This window comes from Bacteroides salyersiae WAL 10018 = DSM 18765 = JCM 12988 (genome assembly GCF_000381365.1).
Lineage (GTDB): Bacteria > Bacteroidota > Bacteroidia > Bacteroidales > Bacteroidaceae > Bacteroides > Bacteroides salyersiae.
Map to the genome: position 1 here is coordinate 559,935 of NZ_KB905466.1, position 13,331 is coordinate 573,265.

Sequence of the window (13,331 nt, forward strand, 5' to 3'; positions counted from 1 at the left end):
CATATAAATCGGTATGCCTATGTTATTAGCAGCGGTGGATTTTGACAACCTGCACCAAGTGTTGCGGGTGCTGTACGATGAAATGATGCCCTTGTGCAGCAACATGACGGGGGTAGCCAAAGGGATAGCCGGGCTGGGAGCTTTGTTCTATGTAGCCGCCAAAGTGTGGCAGTCGCTCGCACGTGCCGAACCCATAGACGTGTACCCGCTCCTGCGTCCCTTTGCGTTGGGGCTGTGCATCATGTTTTTTCCAACTTTCGTGCTGGGGACTATCAACACGGTGCTGTCGCCAGTGGTGAAAGGGTGCAACCAGCTTATGGAAACGCAGACTTTCGACATGAACGAGTACCGGGCGCAGAAAGACCGACTGGAATATGAAGCCCTGATGCGAAGCCCCGAAACGGCTTACCTCGCATCGGACGAGGAATTTGACCGACAACTGGAAGAACTGGGCTGGTCGCCCTCCGACATGGTGACTATGACGGGCATGTACATGGACAGGACGGCTTATAATATAAAGAAGTCCGTCCGGGACTGGTTCAGGGAGTTATTGGAAATGCTCTTTCAGGCGGCGGGGCTGATTATAGACACGCTGCGCACGTTCTTCCTAATCGTGTTAAGCATACTGGGTCCGCTGGCGTTTGCGATTTCCGTCTATGACGGTTTCCAAAGCACGCTGACCCGGTGGATTTCACGCTATATATCCATTTACCTGTGGCTGCCCGTGTCGGACTTGTTCAGCAGCGTGCTGGCACGCATACAAACCCTGATGCTCCAAAAAGACATCGAGCAGCTTTCAGACCCGGATTTCATCCCGGACGGGAGCAGCACCGTGTATATAATCTTTATGATTATCGGCATCGTGGGCTACTTCACCATTCCAACGGTGGCAAGCTGGATAGTGTCGGCTGGCGGTACGTCTGCCTATAACCGCAACGTGGCACGGGCTGGTTCAATCGCCGGGGCTGCGGTCGGTGCGGCTGGCGGAAAGGTTTCGGGAAAACTACTCAAATAAACAACATCAATTTATAGGATATGGAATTTAAGTCATTAACGAACATCGAAACGAGTTTCCGGCAAATCCGGCTCTTTGCGCTGGTATTCATCTGCCTGTGCGCACTGGTGACGGGCTTTGCCGTGTGGAACTCGTACAGCTTCGCCGAAAAGCAGCGGCAGAAGATATACGTCCTCGACAACGGCAAAAGCCTGATGCTGGCACTCTCGCAGGACATGGCGCAGAACAGACCCGTGGAAGCGAAGTCGCACGTGCGGCGTTTCCACGAACTTTTCTTCACCTTATCACCCGAAAAGGGGGCTATCGAAAGCAACATCAAACGCTCGTTGTTTCTCGCCGACAAGACCGCTTTCAACTATTACAAGGACTTGGCGGAAAAGGGCTACTACAACCGGGTGATTTCCGGAAACGTCACGCAGACGGTGGAGATTGACAGCGTGAAGTGCGACTTCGACCAGTACCCCTACAAGGTGAACACGTATGCCCGCCAGTTGATTGTCCGGGAAAGCAGCCTGACGGTGCGAAGCCTTGTCACCTCGTGCCGGTTGCTTAACGCCACACGGAGCGACAACAACCCGCACGGCTTTATCATCGAAGCGTTCACCATTACCGAGAACAAGGATTTGCAGACCATTAAAAGATAGCCTTATGGAAAGAAAACGAAACCACATCGAAAAGGTGCGGGACTGGGCGGACGACCGCCTGCGCCGAATGTGCGGACGGATTACGCCGGGCAAAAGGCTGGCGGTTATCCTCCTGATGTTCTTCTTTTTCGGCGGCTTGTCTATCTACATCACCGTTTCATCAATCTACAATATCGGGAAACGGGACGGGCAAAGGCTGCAAATAGAACACATCAGACAACTGCCGTTGCACGGCAATGACACAACCAAAAGTATCAACCCGTTAAACAGACCGCAATATGGAAGAAGTACAGAAGAATGAGAACGGCACGACCGTACCGCAGGCGGACGGGAAGCCGAAAAAGGAAGATAAACCCAAACGGGAACTTACCCCGCAGCAGGTGCAGCAGCGCAGGAAAATGATAGTCTTCCCGCTGATGTTCCTTGCCTTTGCAGGGTGCATGTACCTGATATTCGCACCCTCCGGCAAAGAGGACGTGAATGTGGAAAGCGTGGGCGGCTTCAATGCCGACATACCCCTGCCCGCAGAGGACGGGATTATAGCCGACAAGCAAAAGGCTTACGAGCAGGCGGTGACAAACCGCAAACAGCAGGACAAGATACAATCCTTGCAGGACTTCGGTTTCACGCTGGACGATGATACGGAAGAACCACAAGAGGAAATCAATCTGATGCCGGAAGAAGATCCGAAGCCACAAAGGGGCGGCGGTGCTTCTTCAAGGGCGGCTTACCGGGACATCAACCGCCAGTTAAGCACGTTCTACGAAACGCCCCCTGTGGACGAGGAAAAAGAAGAATTGAAACGGCAGGTGGCGGAACTGACCGACCGACTGAAACAGCAGCAGAACGCCACGCCTACGGCTGACGACCAAATGGCACTCTTGGAAAAGTCCTACGAGCTGGCGGCAAAGTATATGAACGGGCAGGACGGACAAAGGGGGCAGATTGCCCAAATACCGACAGCCGGGCAGAACGGCGGCGGTATCGGCACTCCGGCTATTCCGGTGCAGGCTATCCGGGAAACGACCGTTTCGGGATTGCAGCAGCCCATGAGCGATGCCGACTTCATCCGGGCTTACAGCCAGCCACGAAACTACGGCTTCAACACGGCGGTAGGTACGGGCTACGCTATGGGAAAGAACACGGTAGCCGCCTGCATCCACCAAGACCAAACGCTGGTGGACGGGCAGGCGGTGAAACTACGGCTGCTCGAACCCATGCAGGCGGGAAATATCGTTGTGCCGAAGAATACCCTTGTGGCGGGGACGGCAAAGGTGCAGGGCGAACGGCTCGACATACTGGTGTCCTCGATTGAGTACGCTGGCAACATCATCCCGGTGGAACTCGCCGTGTTCGACACGGACGGGCAAAAGGGGCTTTCCGTACCGTCCTCTATGGAGCAGGAAGCGTTCAACGAAGCTATGGCGAATATCGGAAGCGGGCTGGGTACAAGCATTTCCTTTGCCCAAAGTGCCGGGCAGCAGGTGGCTATGGACGTGACAAGGGGATTGCTGCAAGGAACGTCCGGCTACCTCGCCAAGAAGTTCCGAACCGTGAAAGTGAAGCTGAAAGCAGGCTATAAAGTCATGCTTTACGCCAAACAACAATAACCATTTTATCAACCGTTAAAATTTCAATTGACAATGAAACAGATTTTTGGATTGTTCGCCCTCTTGCTGGGCATGTGTGCGGCAAACGCACAAACCGCTGACACCGTGAAGTATGCGGCTGGCAACGACTTGTACCGGGGGATTACCCGGAAACTCCCGTACCGCCAAATGGTTACGCCCTACGGCGTGGAAGTGACCTTTGCCAAGACGGTGCATATCATCTTCCCCGCCGCCGTCCGCTATGTCGATTTGGGAAGCAACCACATCATAGCGGGCAAGGCGGACGGTGCGGAGAACGTAATCAGGGTGAAAGCCACGACAGAGGGCTTTCCGGGAGAAACGAACTTCTCCGTTATCTGCGAGGACGGCAGTTTCTTTTCGTTCAACGCCAAGTACGCCCGTGAACCGGAAATGCTCAACATCGAAATGAAGGACTTCTTGGAGAATGAAGATACGTCCGACTTCTCGCATACCCGGATGAACATCCATTTCCGGGAACTGGCGGGTGAAAGCCCGCTATTAGTGAAGCTGATAATGCAGAGCATCTACAAGAACAATGACCGGAAAGTGCGCCACTTGGGTAGCAAGCGTTTCGGCATACAGTTCTTAATCAAGGGGATTTACACCTATAACGGGATGCTCTACGTGCACACGCAGACAAAGAACAGTTCCAACGTGCCTTTCGACACGGACTTCATCAGGTTTAAGATAACCGATAAGAAAGTGCCCAAACGCACGGCTATTCAGGAAACGGTACTGGATGCGGTACGCAGCTACAACGAGGTGATAGAGATTGCCGGGAAATCGACCGTGCGCACGGTGTACGCCCTGCCGAAGTTTACCATTCCTGACGACAAGCTGCTGGTCGTGGAACTCTACGAGAAGAACGGCGGGCGGCATCAGACCATACGGGTGGAAAACGCCGACATCGTGAACGCAGAAGTGATTGACGAACTAAAAATCAAATAGGGAATGAAAAGACACATCTTTATAATGATGCTCTTTGCGCTGTGCCTGACCTCGTTTCAGGCACACGCACAAAGATACCTGCCGGGCATGAAAGGCTTGCAGGTCACGGCGGGCATGACGGACGGGGTGCATTGGAACGCCAATACGGATTTTGCCTACCACATCGGGGCGGCGTACAGCGTTTACACCAAGAACGCCAACCGCTGGGTGATTGGCGGCGAATACCTGCACAAGAAGTATGACTACAAGGATATGCAGATACCCGTGGAACAGTTCACCGCAGAGGGCGGCTATTACCTGAAATTCCTATCGGACAGGCGAAAGACTTTTTTCCTTTCATTGGGCTTGTCGGCTCTCGCCGGGTACGAAACAAGCAACCGAAGCGAAAAGCTCTTGCCGGACGGCTCTACCTTGCTGGATAAGGACTGCTTCATCTACGGCGGTGCGCTGACGCTGGAACTGGAAGCCTACCTGACTGACCGGGTGGCTCTGCTACTGAACGCAAGGGAACGGGCGTTGTTCGGCTCGGACATCGGGAAGTTCCACACGCAAGTATCTTTGGGACTGAAATTCATTATCAACTGACCGCTATATAATAATGTATATGAAGAATGTAATGTATAAAATCATCATGGGCTGCTGCATCGTGGCCGCCCTTGTGCTTGTCACCGCCTGTAATGACAACTTGGATATTCAGCAGGCGTACCCGTTCGGCATCGAAACGTTGCCAGTACCCAAAAGGCTGAAAGTCGGGGAAACCGCCGAGATACGCTGCCGACTGGTGCGTGAGGGTTACTACCAGCCGACTACCTATCAGATAAGGTATTTCCAGCCGGACGGCAAAGGAAAGCTGGAAATGGATAACGGCACGGTGTTCCTGCCCAATGACCTATACCCGCTGGAGAAAGAAACGTTCAGGCTCTACTACACCTCGGCATCAACCGACCAGCAGACGATTGACATTTATATCATCGACAGCTTCGGGCAGATGCAGCAACTTACACTATCATTCAATAATGACAACAGCGAAGAAGGAACGGAAACAATAACCCCCTAATAACAAAACGACATGGTAAAAATAGAATTGGATATAGAAGGCATCTCGTGGTACATAGAAACCACGTTGGAAACAGATACAGTTCCGGCAGTAGGTGACATCATCATTGTGGACAAGGACTGTATTTCCGAACGTGACAGTGCTGAATTATGGAAAACGCCGTCCAATCAGGTTTTCAAATGGGCGGACGAAGAAGACGATGCGCCCGTAATGGTATGGTTCGATTGCGAAACGGAAATGCTTGTCAATAAACGGACATGGAAATATGACATCGAGGAAGAAGAAACCGTGTGCATACTTGGTGTAAAATTTATTCACTATGAGGATTTATAGTTGCGACATCCGTTTTTATCATCCTCTTGGGAAACCGGGTATGGAATGATACGCAAAGCGTAAATATCGGGCAGACAGCCCGCCGGGAAGCATCGGCGGGCTGTTTCCATGATAGGGAAAACGAAAGGCTTCTTTGTTACTTTCTTCACCCGCTGGCAGGCTCACGGAAGAAAGTAACGGCGGCAAGCAGCCGCCGTCCTCTATCAACTGGTTTTAAGGCTCTTTATGGACGTGTATTTCTCTAACCACACCTTTACCTGCTCCATGTTATATTCGCCCGTGATGATTGCCGTATGGTCGTCTATGGCTACAAACCGGACACTTTCGTAGCTTATGTAAATCTTTGCATAAATTACGTTATGTATAGGGAATAATTATGTAAAGTTTGTTTGGTTTATTTTTATTAAGTTACTGATTTTCATCTGTTAAATAACATAATATCCCAAACAAACTTCACATAAGTTTTAATACTTAGTCCGTAAATCCTTTAGATAACCCAACAAGGATTTGTCTTTTTGCCATGTCGTTTTACCCTCTTTTATTATTCCCGGATTTACACGTGACAATGCCTCCAGCTTCTTCTTTTCACTTGCACGAGCATATATTTCTGTTGTAGTTGTTGAAACATGCCCTAAAAAATCCCTTATATAAACCAAATTTATATCCGCCTCCAATAAGTGCATGGCTTTGGAATGCCGGAAAGAATGGCATCCCAAATTTTCAGGGATTAAATCAGGGGACTTTTTTCGAGCTATCTCTGCATATTTCTTTACAATATTCAGGACGGCAACACGGGAAAGTTTCTCTCCGTGGAAATTACAAAAAATAGGAACACAATGCCTGTCCTCTTTCATCAATCCCTCATCATACATATATTTTTTGAGATTGGATGCTTGTTGTTTTGATAAAGGTACAATCCGTGCCTTATTACCCTTTCCGCATAATTTGACAGTCGCCGTATCATTAAATTCTATATTAGGTGGCGTAAGGTCAATTAGTTCCTGAACTCTTGCCCCACTGTCATAGAGTAGTGAAAGAAGAACGAAATCCCGACGACCATATCGTGTTTTCAAATCAGGTTGACTTAAAATCAACTTTATACCATCTATCGTAAGATAAGCCATTTCAGGAGCAGCAGTTTTCTTTTTCCTTATTGACATTATTTCATGATAACGGAACATTCCTTTTACATCTCGATATTGCAGGTAACTATAAAAAGACCGAATGGCTGCAAGACGTGCATTTCGCGTGGAAACAGAGCAATGCCTGTCTTCTTCAAGCCATTGCAAGAAATTTATAATCCGTTCTTTGGTTATATCCGCAAGGGTAACACGCTGTGGATTTATAAATTCTTGCTCTTTCAGGAACTCAATCAACAGGGAGAATGTGTAACTGTAAGTCAATATCGTATTTTGGGAAACGCCACATTCTATTGGCAGATATGTGCCAAAAAAATCGGTCAGATATTTAGAAAAATCAGTAGGTTTCATAATTATTCTTCTGTTTCAATATTAATATCAGGGAATACACAACGATAGGTATCATCAACTTTTGCAATTAATTGAGGATACATTTGCTGCGTCATCCGTACATACTGGTTTGTTGAGTATAAAGATTTATGTCCGACATAAGTCATAAGGAGTGGCAATGAGTTGTATAGGTCTTTTCCTGATTCTGACATTTTAACAAGAGATTCCACGCAAAAAGTATGGCGCAAGTCATGAAGTCTGGGCGTTTTGCCCTTTGCCCCTGCAAATATTCCTGCCCGTTGCAACACCGCCTTGAACAATCTGTTTATAGATGTTCCTCTGCATCGCTTTCCGTCAGCAGAAGAAAAGAAGGGCGCATCCGGTTCAACAGACATATTACAGTGTTCTTTATAAACAACATAGTCCTTACAAATTGCAGTCAAAGACAAAGACATTGGCACGATTCGGTCTTGTCCGTTCTTACACTCATGCAGGGTTAGTGTACCCAAAGCGAGATTAACGTCCTTATGGCAAAGTTTTAACGCTTCTCCGATACGTATTCCCGTTCCGTATAGCATCCTGATAATTAAAGGAATTACACCTCTTATCGAATTGTAAACGCATTGTGTGCTTCCCATTTTGTCACACTCCTTAAAAATTGCAGCCATCTCTCTTTTGGTGTATATATGAGGGATGAACGAACGCTTGGTTTTACGCAATTTCGGGACATAGGAATCATATCCCAAAAGTCTAAGATAACTTGAAAAACCACGAAGGTATAACATGCGTGTTTCACGATTTCTTTCTGATTCCAACGGATTCAGGTTTTTCCAAGCGTTGAATAAATCTCTTGAAATGCCTATTTCTGTTTCGTTGCGTTCAATAGTGAGCATGTCAAAACGGTGTAATCTCCTTTCAATATCAACCATCTTATATCCTTTTGAACGCTTATAATCAGCATATTGCTGGATTAATTCGGAATATATGCCATAGTTATTTGCTTTCTCCATATAGATTATCATAAATTGTTGTCGGAATAAAAGGTACATCCAATGCGCATTGTCGCAAAAGGTCAACAGATACACGAAGATATGCCGTTGTAACTTGGGAATTGCTGTGTCCCAATGTTTCAGATATGACAGGTAATGTCACTTCGTTACTCAATAAGCTTGTGGCAAGGCTATGGCGCAGGATATGGCTCCCATGTCGTCTTGTTGCAAAATCAACTCCGGCATTGTGCATCCATTCTGTTATGGTATTTGCTACAGCATTTTTAGCCAGTGGGTTATAGGGAGTCTTAAATGACAAGAACACATAAGGTAAATCCACCTTAGGACGGCTATGTTGTATGTAATCTATTATTGCCATGCCAACTTCTTCCGAAAGTGGCAATGTAACCCTCTTGCCCGTTTTTTGCTGTGCAAAACATAACCTGTTATTCTCCCAATCCAAATTGCAGAAACGCAGCCCTCTAATGTCAGAATTGCGCAAACCGTATCGGGCTCCCAATAATATAATGGCATAATCCCTTTTCCCTCTTGATGTCGTACGGTCAATGGCATTGATAATCGCCTCTACTTCTTGGGGCGTATAAACGGACGGTATTTTGGGGCTTTTGAGAAATCTGTGTTTAAAAAGTTCCTTCCAACGTTCCGGATTGTTGTCCGGTAATAACCCACGCTCGCACATATAAAACAAAAATGCACGTACTTTCGTAATAGCTTCTTCCCGTCCACCTGTAGTCAGTTCCTTATCAAGTTTTTGTATATATAAGATTCCTTCTTGCAACCCGAATGTTGCGGCATCCAAATCGGCAGATACCCAATACTTATACAAATCATATAATCTGATTTCACTTCTACGGATAGAAGCGGACTGCCTTCCGGTAGATTGTAAATCTTTCAGGAAAAGACGAAAGGGATAACCTTTTTCCCCACCGAACTCATACGGCTTTTTGAGTGTCCGTGCTCTTACCTCATTCGATTCCAACAACTGGTTTAAAGCGTCAATATGCCGGTAACGCAGTTTTTCCCGTACTGTTAGGGTCTGGTAATCCCTATTCAAGAACCTATATTGAAGAAACTGATACCCTACGGAATTATCATATTCCGCTATTTTCTTCTGTTCCATGAAGTGCGCCAATTCATTATAAGTACGATTGTACATTTTGAAACTTCCTTGTTTGTAACCTCTTGATTGCAAGAAAGACATAACACGCTCTCTTAGTAAATCTAATTTTCCTATTCGCATAATAAATCATGATTTAAAAATGGATAAAGACAAAAGTATTATGCGAAGATGTTATGTGAATAGTTTCTTCTGAAATATTTGATATTCTTATAGTTGGTTGTTAGCAATATGTAAGATTAATGTAAACTTTACATAATTATTCCCTATACATAACATAGCTGTTTACCCAACCTTGCAAGGAACAGACGCCCCACGTGTCCACATCTGCAAAAACACTGCGGTCTATCCGGCTGATTGGCTCGCCGAAAACTACCGTCATTATCTGAAAGTCCGGTTTGTCCTCCAACAGTTGCAAATGATGCAGCGTGCCGAACTCGTCTATTTTGCGCCCCCACGCCCACACATCATTATACAAATCATCGCCCCACTGGTGCGGGTGGTCGAAACGGACTTTTACCTCTATGGTGTGTTCGTTTTCTTCTGTGTCCTCGATAACGCCCGTTACCATTAAGCCCGTAAAAATACACTCGCAACGCCTGCCGATAAGCTCCTTGTTTACTTCTGTCGTTTTCATGTCCCTAAAATTTACTTGTTTATTACTCCGTTCTTCTTCGCTACCCATTCGTCACGCCTGCGGCGGCACTCGTCCAGCGTTTTGGCTACCGTGCTGAAAAGTTCGCCGTCCGTGTGGCGGTAGTCATATTGATAATAAATTTGTCCCCTGAAAGCCCCTAAACGGCATTTCACGAACTTTTCTTCTCCCGGTGTTTGGGTGATGCTTACCCCGTTTTTGTTAAGTGACTGCATGATGTCTTATTTTTTTATGGTTATAAACTTGGTTGTTTTAAGCGGGCAGGGCTTTGACACCCCGCCCGGATTGGTTGTTATGCCGCCCGGAACACAAAGCCGTCATCAAACCAGTAATCGCACATGAACAGGTCACGGGCAAACTGTTTGTAATCGAAATAGGTCTTTGCGAACTCCGGCAGGTCGTAACATTCCTCTACAATTTCATAGGCGAAATCTTCTTCATCGTCATATTCCCCTTGATATTCATCCCGGAAATCACGTACAAGGTCGTCCGCATCTTCCTCGCCCAAATCATGGCTTTTATAGTTGCACCACACGAAAAAGGCTTCCTGCTCGGTGTCGCTCAAATCCTCCACCGCATCACGCAGGGCGAAGAAGTTTTCAGAAATCCAGCTTTCGTCGATTAAGCCCTCCGGCACGTTCTCCCAGTCCTGAAACATGTATTCCGCATCTTCCTCGTCCTTGTGAAGTTCCCGGCAGGCTTCATAAAATTCTTCCTTGTCCGAATAGTCCGAAAGGTCGAGCCATGCGCCGGACAATGAACCGTTGTTGTACTTGGCATAAGTGCCTACATAAACTTTTGCTTCCGATAATACCTTTGCTTCCATATTGCTGTAATTTTTAAGTTTTTAATTTTATGCGGATTTGAGAGGTGAGGGAGTTGAAGTTTCACTGAACTTTTTTCCTGTTTCCCGTAAATCCGACTTTTTTTTTTATGCGTCTTCCGGTCGGGTCGGTCGTTTTCGTTTCACATAGGCGTAAAAGGGTAGTGTTTAGAGTTTGCAAGGTTTTGGGCAAAAAATACCTCGCAAGGCAGGGAAGATTTTTTCGCCAAACCGGAACGGCTCGACCTTGCAAAATCGTGAAGAACACGTAACTACCTTTGCCTATTGAAATGATTAAAACGACTGTCCCGGCTGGGGGACTGCGTAAGAGGAAGATTTACAGATAGGGAAACCGGGGAAAAGTGCCTGTTCTCTTTCATCTTTTAGGGAACACTCCATGCGGGCGGGAAAGGCAAGGGTGTTGTGAGCTTGCTTGCAATACGCTTGTGCGGGTTTCCAACGGCTCTTTTCACGGAATACAGTCAGCCATGCCACGCACGGCTGGCGTTTCGGGGAATGTGCCAGTTGGAAAAGGATATAAAAAATGCGGGTAGTCGGTGGACTGCCCGCAAGGTGGAAGAATGTACTTCATTGGGATATAGTTTGTTAGGCGGAACTTCGTTACCGAAATCGTTACCTATTCGTTTTTGTCACGGTTATAGGTAACGAAACCTACCGGACGGCGTTCTTTCTGTTGTTTCGACTGGCTCAAAAGCTGGGTAAGGGCTTGGTATAGTTCGTTGAACTGCGCATCGGTGCTTACCTCCAGTTCCTCGATGCGCCTTGACAGTTCCTCGTAACCGATTGCCATTTGGCGCATGAGGACAAAAGCCCGCATGATTGAAATGTTTACTTCTATGGCTACTTTGGAGCGGAGAACCGAAGAAAGCATGGCTACGCCCTGCTCGGTGAAAGCCATAGGCATAGCAACGCCGAAGTTGTAATCAGGGGGTATCACATTTTGTGATACCCCTATGGATAACAGCAAGTTAGCTTCCTCTTGGGTGAGTACAAACATAAAATCACCCGGAAAACGCTCGATATTGCGCTTGACCGCCTGCTTCAAGGCTCGTGTTTCCACTTGGTAGAGTTCTGCCAAATGATAATCGAGCATCACCCGGCAACCTCTGACCTCAAAAATCTTGTTTTGGATAATCTGCAAATCCATAATCGTATATTTTAGGAGATTTAGCAATGTTGGAATAATAGTAAGGACTGGTCACAAATTGTGACCAGTTCCCAATAATCAAGATTACATGGCGACTTCCTTGTAAATCTTCTCGATGCCGATAAACTTCTTGTCAAGCCCCTGCATATCGCTGCCTATCTTGCTGTTGGTGATGCGGGCGTAGATTTGCGTAGTTTCTATGTTTGTGTGTCCCAGCATCTTGGACACCGTTTCAATGGGTACGCCCTTTGACAGCGTGGTGGTTGTGGCGAACGTGTGCCGGGCAAGGTGGAACGTCAGGTTCTTTTTAATACCGCATATATCGGCAATCTCTTTCAAGTAGGCGTTTAGCTTCTGATTGCTGATTACGGGAAGTATCTTCCCGTCCGGTAACTTGCCCTTGTACTTCTTCAAAATCATCTTGGGAATATCCAGCAGGGGGACATTCACGTCCGTATTCGTCTTTTGCCGCTTGGTGATTATCCAAAGGTTGCCGTCAAAGGACTTTTGGATATTCTCCTGCCGCAAGTTGGCGACATCGCTGTAAGCCAAACCGCAGAAACAGGAAAAGACGAACAAGTCCCTGACGTGTTCCAGCCGCTCGGAAACCATTTTCTTTTTAAGGATGATTTTTATCTCGTCCTCTGTCAGATAACCCCTGTCCACTTTCTCCAGCCGGATTTTATAGCTGGCGAACGGGTCGCCCACCAGTATGCCGTTGTTACGGGCAATGATGATGATACGCTTGAAGAACTGCATGAACTTGGCGGTGGTGTTGTAGCCGCACTTGCAGGCGGTACGCAAATACAACTCAAAATCGGTAATGAACATCGGGCTTATCTCCTTTATGGATATGTCCGATACGTTGTACTTGCTTTGGATAAATTCAGCGAGGTGGCGGCGGGTCACTTCATACTTGCGGTAGGTCGCTATCGTCTTGGATATGCCCACAAGCTGCTTCACATCGTCATTGTGCTTTTGGAACAATGAAAGGATTGTTTCGTGGCTCTCGCTATGACCTAAAAACTCGTTTTTCACTTTCTCGGCGGTCACGTAGTTGTCACGCCGCTGCATTTCGTGGTAAATGGTATTCAGGGAAGAACGTATGTCGTCCAAAAGGGCGTTTATCCTCCCGGCATCCCTGCCTTTGGCTTTGCCCGCAGCAATGCTCCAGTTGTCGGGCTGGATGCTCTGTTTCGTACTGAACTGGCAAAGTTTGCCGTCTATGGTGATGCGTGCCATAATCATAACCTCGCCGTTTTTCTTTTCAGAACCTTTCTTCAAATAAAAAAGAACCTTGAATGTCGATTTCATAACTCAAAATTTTTAGTTGCAAAATTAGTTTTTACCTCTCGTTTTCGAGTTATGCAGACTATGGACTAATATAGTCATTATCAGGTCATTTATGGACAATTCGTTACCGTTTTTGTCCGGCAGGGAATAGGTAACGATTTAGTAACG

Annotated in this window: 16 protein-coding genes and 2 pseudogenes; 8 read left to right on the plus strand and 10 right to left on the minus strand. The window is 47.0% G+C overall.

Features of this window, described 5'->3' with window-relative positions:
* The first annotated feature begins 19 nt into the window (after nt 1-19).
* Genes traJ through HMPREF1532_RS02240 form a run of 8 tightly spaced genes read left to right on the plus strand, consistent with a single transcriptional unit; the run spans nt 20 to nt 5,628 of the window.
* A complete protein-coding gene (traJ, locus tag HMPREF1532_RS02205; protein ID WP_005924207.1) occupies nt 20-1,015 on the plus strand; it encodes a conjugative transposon protein TraJ in 996 nt (331 codons plus the stop codon).
* Nucleotides 1,016-1,035: 20 nt separating this feature from the next.
* Nucleotides 1,036-1,659 (plus strand): conjugative transposon protein TraK, encoded by a 624-nt coding sequence (gene traK / locus HMPREF1532_RS02210; protein ID WP_004308760.1) that lies wholly within the window; start codon nt 1,036-1,038, stop codon nt 1,657-1,659.
* A 4-nt stretch (nt 1,660-1,663) separates the two neighbouring features.
* Nucleotides 1,664-1,960 (plus strand): TraL conjugative transposon family protein, encoded by a 297-nt coding sequence (locus HMPREF1532_RS02215; RefSeq protein WP_005924209.1) that lies wholly within the window; start codon nt 1,664-1,666, stop codon nt 1,958-1,960.
* Nucleotides 1,938-3,269, plus strand: a complete 1,332-nt coding sequence (traM, locus tag HMPREF1532_RS02220) for a conjugative transposon protein TraM (RefSeq protein ID WP_005924211.1) — start codon at nt 1,938-1,940, stop codon at nt 3,267-3,269. The genes HMPREF1532_RS02215 and traM overlap by 23 nt, the downstream gene beginning before the upstream one ends.
* A 33-nt stretch (nt 3,270-3,302) precedes the next feature.
* Nucleotides 3,303-4,238: a conjugative transposon protein TraN gene (gene traN / locus HMPREF1532_RS02225; RefSeq protein ID WP_005924214.1), complete on the plus strand. Its 936-nt coding sequence runs from the start codon at nt 3,303-3,305 to the stop codon at nt 4,236-4,238.
* Nucleotides 4,239-4,241: 3 nt separating this feature from the next.
* Complete coding sequence (locus HMPREF1532_RS02230) at nt 4,242-4,823, plus strand: conjugal transfer protein TraO (protein WP_005924216.1); 582 nt, start codon at nt 4,242-4,244, stop codon at nt 4,821-4,823.
* A 13-nt stretch (nt 4,824-4,836) separates the two neighbouring features.
* Nucleotides 4,837-5,295 (plus strand): DUF3872 domain-containing protein, encoded by a 459-nt coding sequence (locus tag HMPREF1532_RS02235; protein WP_015532756.1) that lies wholly within the window; start codon nt 4,837-4,839, stop codon nt 5,293-5,295.
* A gap of 12 nt (nt 5,296-5,307) precedes the next feature.
* Nucleotides 5,308-5,628: a hypothetical protein gene (locus HMPREF1532_RS02240; RefSeq protein WP_004308767.1), complete on the plus strand. Its 321-nt coding sequence runs from the start codon at nt 5,308-5,310 to the stop codon at nt 5,626-5,628.
* A gap of 203 nt (nt 5,629-5,831) precedes the next feature.
* Here the strand turns inward: HMPREF1532_RS02240 and HMPREF1532_RS21995 are convergent.
* The 10 genes and pseudogenes from HMPREF1532_RS21995 to HMPREF1532_RS02280 all read right to left on the minus strand — a co-directional run.
* A pseudogene (locus tag HMPREF1532_RS21995) lies at nt 5,832-5,960 on the minus strand (DUF6956 domain-containing protein); the annotation flags it as partial.
* 132 nt (nt 5,961-6,092) lie between these two features.
* Nucleotides 6,093-7,118 (minus strand): tyrosine-type recombinase/integrase, encoded by a 1,026-nt coding sequence (locus HMPREF1532_RS02245; RefSeq protein WP_005841877.1) that lies wholly within the window; start codon nt 7,116-7,118, stop codon nt 6,093-6,095.
* Between the two features lie 2 nt (nt 7,119-7,120).
* Entirely contained in the window at nt 7,121-8,107 is a 987-nt protein-coding gene (locus HMPREF1532_RS02250; protein ID WP_005924223.1) for a tyrosine-type recombinase/integrase, read from the minus strand.
* Nucleotides 8,091-9,308, minus strand: a complete 1,218-nt coding sequence (locus HMPREF1532_RS02255) for a site-specific integrase (protein WP_244266399.1) — start codon at nt 9,306-9,308, stop codon at nt 8,091-8,093. The genes HMPREF1532_RS02250 and HMPREF1532_RS02255 overlap by 17 nt, the downstream gene beginning before the upstream one ends.
* Before the next feature lie 181 nt (nt 9,309-9,489).
* Nucleotides 9,490-9,861: pseudogene (locus tag HMPREF1532_RS02260) on the minus strand (DUF7258 domain-containing protein); the annotation flags it as partial.
* An 11-nt stretch (nt 9,862-9,872) separates the two neighbouring features.
* On the minus strand, nt 9,873-10,094 hold the full coding sequence (locus HMPREF1532_RS02265; protein ID WP_005924228.1) for a DUF3873 domain-containing protein: 222 nt from the start codon (nt 10,092-10,094) through the stop codon (nt 9,873-9,875).
* 77 nt (nt 10,095-10,171) lie between these two features.
* Nucleotides 10,172-10,705, minus strand: coding sequence for an antirestriction protein ArdA (locus HMPREF1532_RS02270; RefSeq protein ID WP_004329650.1), 534 nt, complete (start codon nt 10,703-10,705; stop codon nt 10,172-10,174).
* Nucleotides 10,706-10,996: 291 nt separating this feature from the next.
* The gene (locus HMPREF1532_RS20715) at nt 10,997-11,197 is read right to left on the minus strand and encodes a hypothetical protein (protein ID WP_081443384.1); all 201 of its coding nucleotides are present in this window, start codon (nt 11,195-11,197) and stop codon (nt 10,997-10,999) included.
* A 142-nt stretch (nt 11,198-11,339) separates the two neighbouring features.
* Nucleotides 11,340-11,870: an ORF6N domain-containing protein gene (locus HMPREF1532_RS02275; protein ID WP_005924231.1), complete on the minus strand. Its 531-nt coding sequence runs from the start codon at nt 11,868-11,870 to the stop codon at nt 11,340-11,342.
* Nucleotides 11,871-11,954: 84 nt separating this feature from the next.
* Complete coding sequence (locus tag HMPREF1532_RS02280; protein ID WP_005924233.1) at nt 11,955-13,184, minus strand: site-specific integrase; 1,230 nt, start codon at nt 13,182-13,184, stop codon at nt 11,955-11,957.
* Between the last annotated feature and the right edge of the window lie 147 nt (nt 13,185-13,331).

Bases quoted from the DNA above. Each gene is read 5' to 3' on its own strand.
- HMPREF1532_RS02230 (WP_005924216.1), top strand. From the start codon at position 4,242: ATGAAAAGACACATCTTTATAATGATGCTCTTTGCGCTGTGCCTGACC.
- HMPREF1532_RS02270 (WP_004329650.1), bottom strand. From the start codon at position 10,705: ATGGAAGCAAAGGTATTATCGGAAGCAAAAGTTTATGTAGGCACTTAT.
- HMPREF1532_RS02280 (WP_005924233.1), bottom strand. From the start codon at position 13,184: ATGAAATCGACATTCAAGGTTCTTTTTTATTTGAAGAAAGGTTCTGAA.
- HMPREF1532_RS02265 (WP_005924228.1), bottom strand. From the start codon at position 10,094: ATGCAGTCACTTAACAAAAACGGGGTAAGCATCACCCAAACACCGGGA.
- HMPREF1532_RS02215 (WP_005924209.1), top strand. From the start codon at position 1,664: ATGGAAAGAAAACGAAACCACATCGAAAAGGTGCGGGACTGGGCGGAC.
- HMPREF1532_RS02255 (WP_244266399.1), bottom strand. From the start codon at position 9,308: ATGTCTTTCTTGCAATCAAGAGGTTACAAACAAGGAAGTTTCAAAATG.
- traJ (WP_005924207.1), top strand. From the start codon at position 20: ATGTTATTAGCAGCGGTGGATTTTGACAACCTGCACCAAGTGTTGCGG.
- HMPREF1532_RS02245 (WP_005841877.1), bottom strand. From the start codon at position 7,118: ATGAAACCTACTGATTTTTCTAAATATCTGACCGATTTTTTTGGCACA.
- traN (WP_005924214.1), top strand. From the start codon at position 3,303: ATGAAACAGATTTTTGGATTGTTCGCCCTCTTGCTGGGCATGTGTGCG.
- HMPREF1532_RS02275 (WP_005924231.1), bottom strand. From the start codon at position 11,870: ATGGATTTGCAGATTATCCAAAACAAGATTTTTGAGGTCAGAGGTTGC.
- HMPREF1532_RS02250 (WP_005924223.1), bottom strand. From the start codon at position 8,107: ATGGAGAAAGCAAATAACTATGGCATATATTCCGAATTAATCCAGCAA.
- HMPREF1532_RS02240 (WP_004308767.1), top strand. From the start codon at position 5,308: ATGGTAAAAATAGAATTGGATATAGAAGGCATCTCGTGGTACATAGAA.
- traK (WP_004308760.1), top strand. From the start codon at position 1,036: ATGGAATTTAAGTCATTAACGAACATCGAAACGAGTTTCCGGCAAATC.
- HMPREF1532_RS02235 (WP_015532756.1), top strand. From the start codon at position 4,837: ATGTATATGAAGAATGTAATGTATAAAATCATCATGGGCTGCTGCATC.
- traM (WP_005924211.1), top strand. From the start codon at position 1,938: ATGGAAGAAGTACAGAAGAATGAGAACGGCACGACCGTACCGCAGGCG.